The organism is Mesorhizobium sp. M7A.F.Ca.MR.148.00.0.0 (assembly GCF_003997735.1).
Taxonomy (GTDB): Bacteria; Pseudomonadota; Alphaproteobacteria; order Rhizobiales; family Rhizobiaceae; genus Mesorhizobium.
The window spans coordinates 1-7062 of record NZ_RZTB01000178.1 but is presented as its reverse complement, the minus strand read 5'-3'; the positions used below and the strand labels follow the sequence as shown (position 1 = coordinate 7062).

General features: G+C 66.2%; 7 protein-coding genes and 1 pseudogene. 3 read left to right on the top strand and 5 right to left on the bottom strand.

Features of this window, described 5'->3' with window-relative positions; all coding sequences use genetic code 11:
- Nucleotides 1-47: 47 nt before the first annotated feature.
- The 3 genes from EOB49_RS31790 to EOB49_RS31780 form a co-directional block, all read right to left on the bottom strand.
- Nucleotides 48-842 (bottom strand): SH3 domain-containing protein, encoded by a 795-nt coding sequence (locus tag EOB49_RS31790; RefSeq protein ID WP_348630285.1) that lies wholly within the window; start codon nt 840-842, stop codon nt 48-50.
- 300 nt (nt 843-1142) lie between these two features.
- Nucleotides 1143-1907, bottom strand: coding sequence for a metallophosphoesterase family protein (locus EOB49_RS31785; protein WP_127383299.1), 765 nt, complete (start codon nt 1905-1907; stop codon nt 1143-1145).
- A gap of 76 nt (nt 1908-1983) precedes the next feature.
- Complete coding sequence (locus tag EOB49_RS31780) at nt 1984-2340, bottom strand: helix-turn-helix transcriptional regulator (protein WP_127260980.1); 357 nt, start codon at nt 2338-2340, stop codon at nt 1984-1986.
- Between the two features lie 208 nt (nt 2341-2548).
- Between EOB49_RS31780 and EOB49_RS31775 the strand changes: the two genes are divergently transcribed.
- On the top strand, nt 2549-3727 hold the full coding sequence (locus EOB49_RS31775) for an MFS transporter (RefSeq protein ID WP_127383298.1): 1179 nt from the start codon (nt 2549-2551) through the stop codon (nt 3725-3727).
- 24 nt (nt 3728-3751) lie between these two features.
- On the opposite strand, the gene EOB49_RS31770 is transcribed toward EOB49_RS31775, so the two are convergent.
- Nucleotides 3752-4207 carry a MarR family winged helix-turn-helix transcriptional regulator gene (locus EOB49_RS31770; RefSeq protein WP_127383297.1) on the bottom strand — a complete coding sequence of 152 codons (456 nt, stop codon included), beginning with the start codon at nt 4205-4207 and terminating at the stop codon, nt 3752-3754.
- A 206-nt stretch (nt 4208-4413) separates the two neighbouring features.
- Between EOB49_RS31770 and EOB49_RS31765 the strand changes: the two genes are divergently transcribed.
- Complete coding sequence (locus tag EOB49_RS31765) at nt 4414-5208, top strand: SDR family oxidoreductase (RefSeq protein WP_127383296.1); 795 nt, start codon at nt 4414-4416, stop codon at nt 5206-5208.
- A gap of 173 nt (nt 5209-5381) precedes the next feature.
- On the opposite strand, the gene EOB49_RS31760 is transcribed toward EOB49_RS31765, so the two are convergent.
- On the bottom strand, nt 5382-5981 hold the full coding sequence (locus tag EOB49_RS31760) for a LysE family translocator (protein WP_127383295.1): 600 nt from the start codon (nt 5979-5981) through the stop codon (nt 5382-5384).
- 98 nt (nt 5982-6079) lie between these two features.
- Here EOB49_RS31760 and EOB49_RS31755 point away from each other — a divergent pair.
- Nucleotides 6080-6953 (top strand): annotated as a pseudogene (locus EOB49_RS31755) (LysR substrate-binding domain-containing protein).
- Nucleotides 6954-7062: the final 109 nt, after the last annotated feature.

Sequence of the window (7062 nt, the reverse complement as noted above, 5' to 3'; positions counted from 1 at the left end):
TTCCAAACATACTCCCTTATTCCCCTACTCCCCTACTCCCATAAATTCTAATTCCCCGACACCAGTGTATCCGTGATCTCGAAACGCTCGGCCTCGCCGATGCGGATCATGTTGAGGCTGCCTTCGCGGGTGAAGCGGAAGTCTCCGGGCGCGTCGGAACCAGCCGGCTGGCCGGCACGGAAGGAGATGATGCGCGTGCCGCCGTCGGGCCAGGTCACAGTGATGTTCGCCTTGTCGGCGGTGTGCACCACGCTGACCTTGCAGCGCTCCATCGGCTGGCCGACATAGCGGGCGCAGGGAATCTCGGGATCCGGCGAGACGTCAGGCGCCGCCAGCGCCAGTAAGTACGCATCCTGCATCGCGGCGCGTCCGATTTCGGCGGCGGATTTTGGCGTGTTTTCGGCTGCCGGGCCGGCGCCGCCAAGCCGCGCTGTCAGGTCGGGCGGCGGGACCGGCGCGCTGTTGGCTGAGCCGGTGGCGTGGGATTGATCCGGCGCCGAGGCCTGCCCGGTCTCATTGGCGCTGCCGGTGGAGGCAACCACCGGCGCATCGGCCGGTCTTGTCTCACCTTCGACATAGGGGGCCGGATTGAGGGGGATGAGATAGCGCGCCGGCGCCCAGCCGCTCAGCTTCTCCTTGCCTGTGCTCTCGATCTTGCACCATTTGTAGCCGTTGATGTCGTTGCAGCCGAGATTGGTGACCATGTCGCCGCTGCTCAGCCGCGCCTCGACCGTGGCGACCGGCGATGCGGTGGTGCGGACTTTGAGAAGGTCGTCCGGCGCCAGGCCGGTGACGACCGAGATGACGAGCTCCGGCGCGTCTTGGGCCATCTCTTCAGCCATAGCGGGGGCAATCACCGGCCACGCCGTCATCAACAGCGGAGCCGCAATCAGCGCATGGAGGGTTGTTCGGAGCGTAACTGTGCGCCTCATCGTTTGGCCGTGCGCTGATACCGTGCCGCGGCGGATCGAGCCCGCCGCAAGCCCGGCCGGTTTTATAAGGGACGACGCGGCGCCATGTAAGCCCGAAAATTCGGCTCGCCGTTTCGCCAGCCTCAACCCGGACCGCCGGGCCGTGAGGCAGCTCAGCTGGACGGGCATGAACGCGCAAGAGCGTTCAGCCGGGCATGAACGCAAGAGCGTTCAGCCGGGCAGGGGCATGAACCCTGTTCTGAGCGCGTGAGCCCATTCCGGCCGGCCCGCCTGTTCGGCTTGCCTGGCGGCCGCCTCGTGGTCGTAGTCGACGGCGATGGCCTCGAAGCGGTCGGGCTGGCCGTTGCTGCCCAAGGTGACGATGCCGTAGCGCGCATACGGCGAGCCCTGCTCGGAGACATGCGCCGGCGGCGTGGAATCGTCATAGGCAGGGCAGCCGATGCTGCCCGGATTGAAGATGACGGGACCATCGGGGACGCGGATCAGTTCCGCGCGGTGGCTGTGGCCGCACAGCGCGATGCGGCAAGCCGGGTCGAGCGTCTTCAGCCGCCGCCGGATCGCCGCCAGCGGCGCACGCACCAACTGGCCATTGACGATGGTATCGGCGAGATATTTCTCGTCATGGTCGGGACGGGCGTGGAAAGCGATGATTCCGGGTGCGATCTCCAGCGTCAGCGGCTGGGCGAAAAGCATCTGGCGCTGCGTCTCGGTCAGCCGCGCCTGCGCATAGACGTCGGAGGGCCACATGGTGTCATCAGCGGGGTCGGCGGCGACACGGCGGTCGTGGTTGCCGCGCACCGTCGGCAGGTTCAGCGCCTCCAACCGCGCAAACGTCTCGCGCGGCCACAGCGGGCCGGAAACGCTGTCACCGAGGTTGACGGTCAGGTCGGCGCCGCCGCGCCGCTTCAGAGCGTCAAGCACGGCGTCCAGCGCCAGCACATTGCCGTGGATATCGGCGAGGACGGCGATGCGCATTTTCGGGAGGCTCCTGTGTGACGCCGCTTTTCCTTTTGCCCACGTCCGTGGGGCGAGGAACCCAAGTTCTGCAAGGTCAGGCGTGGATTTCGATGTCGTGGCCGCCGACCGCCGGCAGTGCCGGATCGTCGCCGGCGGCGGCGATGACGCTGTCGAGCAGGCCGGGGAAGCGGGCGTCGAGATCGGCGCGGCGCAGTGTGATCATGCGGTTGGTGCCGACCACTTCGGCGCGGGTGACGCCGGCCTCGCGCAGTTTGGCCAGGTGATAGCTCAGATTGGTCTTCGAGCCGAAATCGAGGAACTGGCTGCAGTTCAGCGGCACGCCCTGCTTGCTGGCGAGATAGCGCACGATGGCGAGCCGGGTCGGGTCGCCGAGCACGCCAAGCACAATCGGCAGGCTGATCTGGTCCGTATTGGGGTGTGGCAAGGTCATGGCTCGAAACTAAGCACAGTCGGGTCCGATTTCAACGCATCCATCATTGTTGGCCCGCACGCGACCTTTCTCCGTCTGGCGCCGATGCCTCCGACCTGTCCTGACACAGTGCCGTCAGGAAGGTTCAGCTATTTTTCCCTGGCTTCATTGACATGATGCCCTATTGTGTCCAATTGTTCAATAACTTTTGAACTAAGGACATCCCGCCATGGACAAGCGCCTTTTCTGGCTCGCGCTCGGATCGTTCACGATCTCGACCGAAGGCTTCGTCATCTCCAGCCTTCTGCCCGACATCGCGGCGGATGCCGGCATCTCCATTCCGCTGGCCGGCACGCTGATCACCGCCTTCGCGCTCGCCTATGCGATCGGCACGCCGATCCTGGCGACGCTGACAGGCGAGTGGGACCGGCGCCGCGTCATCCTGTGGACGCTGGTGTTCTTTGTGCTCGGCAACGTCGCCGCTGCCTTGAGTTCCTCCTTCGAACTGCTGCTGATCGCGCGCATCGTCATGGCGCTGTCGTCGGGCCTGTTCGCCGCAACCGCGCAAGGCACCGCGGTGGCGCTGGTCGATGACCATCACCGGGCGCGTGCCATCGCCGTCGTCGTCGGCGGCACCACTGTGGCCGTTGCGCTCGGTGCGCCACTGGGCGCGCTCGTTGCCACCGTTGCCGGCTGGCGCGGAACCTTTTTTGCCATCGCCGGCCTTGGCGCGCTTGCGGGCGCGATCCTGTGGTACCGGCTGCCGCGGGGCATCGTTGGCACCAGGCTGCCCTTGAAGCGCAGGCTGGCGGCAGCGCTGCGTCCCGGCGTGATGCCGATCCTATTGACGACAGTGCTGGCGCTGATCGGCGCCTTCACCGTCTTTGCCTATGTCGCGCCGCTTGCCATCGAGGGCGGCGGTCTCAGCCAGATCGCGTTGCCCGGCATGCTGCTCGCCTTCGGCGTCGGCGCCGTCATCGGCAACATTGGCGGCGGCCAGGCTGCCGACCGGTTCGGCGCGACCCGCACCGTCGGCTGGTCGCTGGCGCTGAGTGCCGGCATGCTGGTCCTGCTGTCGGTCATCCCGACGTTTCTGCCGCCGCATATTGCCGGACCGGCGCTGATGGCGATGATGGTGCCGTGGGGCATCGTCGGCTGGGCGTTCCCGCCGGCGCAGGCCAGCCGCATCATCAAGCTGGCGCCCGACGCCGCCCCGATCGTGCTGTCGCTCAATGCCTCGGCGCTCTATCTCGGCGTCGCACTCGGCGCCGTGGTCGGTGGCGCCGTGCTGCGCTACGGCGCGCCGGCCGATCTCGGCCTGGTCGCCGCGATCTTCCCGATCATCGGGCTTGGCATCGTGGTGGCCGGCCGCCGGGCGGCTCGGCCTGTAGAGATGCCTGCCGAGTAATCTCTTTGAAAGCCGTCGGCCGGCTCAGCGGGCCGGCTGCAGATCAAAATCCAGCGCGGCGATGTCATCCAGCGCCGCGCGCAGTTTTTCAGCCTTGTCCCTGCCGACGACATCCTCGAAACGCTGCTGGGCGATCTGCCACAGTTTCATCGCCGCCTCGAGCTTGGCCAGCCCTTGGGGCGTCAGCCGCACACGCTTGACGCGGCGGTCGTCCGGATCGGCGAAGGTCTCGACATAGCCGTCGCGGATCAGTGGCTTCAGTGTATGGCCGAGCGCCGACAGGTCCATGATCAGCGACGCGGCGATGGCCCCCATCGCCGGCTCGTCGCCGATATGGATCTGGTAGAGCAGGCCCTGCTGCGTCGCCTTCAGGCCTGATGGCTCCACCACATCATCATAAAACTTGCCGAGCTTGCGCGTCGCGCGGCGCAGCGCGGCGTTGTTGCAGAGCGTGAGGCCGGGCAAGCTGTCCTTTGACATGATGGTCCTTGGCGCCGGCGAATGAGGCCCGGCTGCACCCCTCAAATAATCCCCGTCCGTATCATTGACAAGATAGTGGCTTATGCCTACTTCCCAATTAGTGGTATATGCCACTAAATCAATCACGCGGCTTTCGGTAGCGCGGCAGATGCCACGGCGCCGGGTCAGTCGAAACGAACCAGATCAGTCGAAGAAGGAACAGGACAATGAGTGGACAGGGCAACAAGGGCACGGCGGTCGTCACCGGTGCTTCGTCGGGCATCGGCGCGGTCTATGCCGACCGGCTGGCGGGGCAGGGCTACGATCTGGTGCTGGTGGCGCGGCGCGCCGACCGGCTGGAGGAACTGGCCGGGAAGCTGCGCCAGACCTATGGCCGCAAGGTCAGCGTGATCAGCGCCGACCTTTCCAACGACGGCGACGTCCGCCGCGTCGAACAGGCGATCGCCAGCGACGACAGCGTGACGCTGCTGGTCAACAATGCCGGCCTTGGCGGCCAGTCCGTGGTGGCAATCGCCGATGCGGACGCTGCCGAACGCATGATCAAGGTCAATGTCATCGCCCTGACGCGGCTGACCCGTGCCGTGCTGCCGGGGTTTTTGGCGCGCAACCGAGGTGCGGTCGTCAACATCGCCTCGGTGCTCGCCTATGAGACCTCGTTCGGCGGCATCTACAGCGGTACCAAGGCCTATGTCGTCAACTTCACCGAGGCTCTGCACCGCGAGGTCGAGGGTACGAAGGTGAAGGTGCAGGTGGTGCTGCCGGGCGCGACACGGACGGATTTCTGGGAGCTTGCCGGCAGCGATATCGACCAGCTTCCAAAGGAAATCATCATGAGCGCCGACGATATGGTGGATGCGGCCCTTGTCGGCCTTGCCAGGGGTGAAGCTGTCACCGTGCCGGCGCTCGCCGAGCCGGCCAAACTGGACATTTTCCTCGGTGCCCGGCAGGCCTTCTACGGCAGCCTGCACGCCGACAAGCCGGCAGCCCGCTACGCGGCTTGAGGGTTTAGGCTGGTTCGCTTTACGAACCAAAAGGCCCCTCAGCCGGCCGCTTCGCGGCCACCTTCTCCCCGCTGGGGAGAAGAGACCGGCGCCGGCGCTGACAATCTCCTCTCCCCGAGGGGGGAGGTCAGCCGAGCGAAGCGGAGGCTGGGTGAGGGGGCCTTGCGTCCAACTCAGGCCGTCCGCCACATCGGAATGATCGAGGCGGCCAGCACCAGTGCCAGCACGATGTTGAGCGCGCGCCATTGCCATTCGGTCTTGAGCAGCCGCGCCAGCACCATGCCGGCCACGCACCACAGTGAAAGCGAGGCGGCGGCCGCGAGGCCGAAGGTGGCGCCGAGCAGCAGCGCAAGTTGCACCGGTCCGCTGGCCAATGCCGCGAACGAAGCCGCGGCGCCCAGTCCCATCGCCCAGCCTTTCGGGTTCATCCATTGAATGCCGGCGCCGCCCAGAAAGCTGTTCGGCCTGGCCATGCTCACATCCAGATTGGGCGGTCCGCTGCGGCCGATCTTGATCGCCAGCCAGAGGAGATAGAGCGAGCCGACGACCTTCATGGCCAGTTGCAGCGAAGGCACGGCAAGCAGCAGACCGGCAAGCCCGGCGGCAGCGGCACCCGTGACGGTGGCGAGGCCGGCGGCGCTGCCGACCAGCAGGGGCACGGAACGGCGAAAGCCGAACTGCGCGCCGGACGCCGTAGACAGGGTTGTGGCGATGCCGGGCGTGGTGGTGGCGACGATGGCAAAAAGGATGAGCGGGAGAATGGGCTCGAGCATGCGGCGTCCTCTGTCAGAGGGCTGCGATCGTAGCTGCGTGCGAACTTCAGTAAATGCAATGTTTGCCATGGTCAGCATTAGGATTGATAATGCCACCCATGATCCGAAATCTCGACATGGCGCTGATCCGCACCTTCATCACCGTCGCCGACAAGGCCAGCATGACTGCGGCGGCCAATGCGCTGCACCTGACGCAAGGTGCTGTCAGCCAGCAGGTCAAGCGGCTGGAGGAGGCGCTCGGCTCCAGCCTGTTTACGCGCGACCGGCGCGGCTTGCGGCTGACGCGCGCCGGTGAACAGCTGTTCGGCAGGGGCAAGCGGTTGCTGGCCTTGAATGACGAGATCTGGGCCGAGATGGCTGGGACTTTGGTGGCCGGCCAGGTGCGGCTCGGCGTGCCCTATGACCTTGTCGGCACCTTGCTGGCGCCGGTGCTGAAGACCTATGCCGAGACCTATCCGCAGGTCGAGATATCGCTGGTCTGCGCCTCGTCGCCGGAATTGGCGGCTGCCCTTGCGGCCGGGACCATCGACCTTGCGGTGATCGAGGAACGCGTCGGTCCCTCGGCGGGCGAATGCCTTGCCACCGACCGGCTGGTCTGGGTGCGGTGGTGCCAAGGGCGGCATTGCCCGCGCCAAGCGGCCGCTGCCGGTTTCGATCGTCGCCGACACCTGCGCCTTCCGCCCGGCGGTGCTGGCGGCGCTCAGTGAGCACGGGCTGGAGTGGCGCACCGTGTTCGAAAACGGCAACATCGACGCGACGACCGCGACGGTGCGCTCCGACCTCGCCGTCACCGCCTGGCTAGCCTCCACGGTGCCAGCCGATCTGGACATACTGCCATCGGAGTCCGGCCTGCCGCCGCTGCCGAATTTTGCCATCAATCTGCATCTGCCGAGGCACGGTGTCGGGCCGGCCGCGCAGGAATTCGCGCGGCACATCCGCGATGGCCTGGCGCGGCGGCCGGTGGCGGCTTGAGCCAGGCAGAACTTGGGTTCCTCTCCCCCGTCGATCGGGGGAGAGGTGTCGAGTTGTCCGAACCGGATAGATAGGTAACAGAATGGACCGATAGCATGGGTGACAGTTT

What these genes read in the sequence shown, in the direction of transcription:
- EOB49_RS31760 (WP_127383295.1), bottom strand. Translation starts at nt 5,981, where the DNA reads ATGCTCGAGCCCATTCTCCCGCTCATCCTTTTTGCCATCGTCGCCACC.
- EOB49_RS31770 (WP_127383297.1), bottom strand. Translation starts at nt 4,207, where the DNA reads ATGTCAAAGGACAGCTTGCCCGGCCTCACGCTCTGCAACAACGCCGCG.
- EOB49_RS31780 (WP_127260980.1), bottom strand. Translation starts at nt 2,340, where the DNA reads ATGACCTTGCCACACCCCAATACGGACCAGATCAGCCTGCCGATTGTG.
- EOB49_RS31790 (WP_348630285.1), bottom strand. Translation starts at nt 842, where the DNA reads ATGGCTGAAGAGATGGCCCAAGACGCGCCGGAGCTCGTCATCTCGGTC.
- EOB49_RS31765 (WP_127383296.1), top strand. Translation starts at nt 4,414, where the DNA reads ATGAGTGGACAGGGCAACAAGGGCACGGCGGTCGTCACCGGTGCTTCG.
- EOB49_RS31775 (WP_127383298.1), top strand. Translation starts at nt 2,549, where the DNA reads ATGGACAAGCGCCTTTTCTGGCTCGCGCTCGGATCGTTCACGATCTCG.
- EOB49_RS31785 (WP_127383299.1), bottom strand. Translation starts at nt 1,907, where the DNA reads ATGCGCATCGCCGTCCTCGCCGATATCCACGGCAATGTGCTGGCGCTG.